This is a genomic window from Corallococcus llansteffanensis (assembly GCF_003612055.1).
GTDB lineage: Bacteria > Myxococcota > Myxococcia > Myxococcales > Myxococcaceae > Corallococcus > Corallococcus llansteffanensis.
Genome location: NZ_RAWB01001126.1, coordinates 1 through 716, shown reverse-complemented (window position 1 = coordinate 716; position 716 = coordinate 1). Strand labels below are relative to the sequence as shown.

General features: G+C 70.9%; 2 protein-coding genes. Both read left to right on the top strand.

Going from position 1 to position 716, the window contains the following annotated elements; translation table 11 throughout:
* Nucleotides 1-66 precede the first annotated feature (66 nt).
* Entirely contained in the window at nt 67-510 is a 444-nt protein-coding gene (locus D7V93_RS43750; RefSeq protein ID WP_120648738.1) for a response regulator, read from the top strand.
* On the top strand, nt 507-716 hold a 210-nt coding region (locus D7V93_RS43745; protein WP_120648739.1), incomplete at its 3' end, for a response regulator. The genes D7V93_RS43750 and D7V93_RS43745, both read left to right, overlap by 4 nt.

The following is a 716-nucleotide window of genomic DNA, read 5'->3' as shown; positions in this document are numbered from 1 at the left end:
GTGGGTGGACTCCGCGCCGGGGCGGGGGTCGACCTTCTTCTTCACGCTCGGCGAGGAATCCCGAAGATGAGCGCGCCACCGTTGCTGCTCGTGGAGGACAGTGATCCGGACGCGGAGGCGCTGGAGCGCATCGCGCGCAGGCTGCCGCTGCCGGCGCCGGTGGTGCGCGTGTGCGACGGCGAGAGCGCCCTGGACTACCTCTACCAGCGGGGCGCCTACGCGGACGCGCGCAAGCCTGTCCTCATCCTGCTGGACCTGCACCTGCCCGGCATTGGCGGGCGCGAGGTGCTCTCGACGCTGAAGGCGGATCCCCGCCTGCGCTCCATCCCGGTCATCATCTACTCCAGCTCCGTGGACACGCAGGACGTAGACGGCGCCTATGCCGACGGGGCCAACTGCTACCTCTTCAAGCCGCAGATAGGCCCCCAGCTCCAGGCGACCGCGGAGGCGCTGCACGCCTTCTGGTTCCAGGCCGCGCGCCTTCCCGCGACGGAGGCGCGGGGAGCATGAGCCTGCGCGTGCTGCTCGTCGACGACGGCACGGCGGACCGGCTCGCGGTCAGCCGCGCGCTGGCCCGCGACCCGGACATGCAATGGGAGGTGTCGCAGGTGTCCTCCGCCGAGGAGGCGCTGGCGTACCTGTCCACGCACACGCCGGACGCGATGCTGCTCGACTACCACCTGCCCGGCATGAACGGCGTGGACATGCTCCAGCAA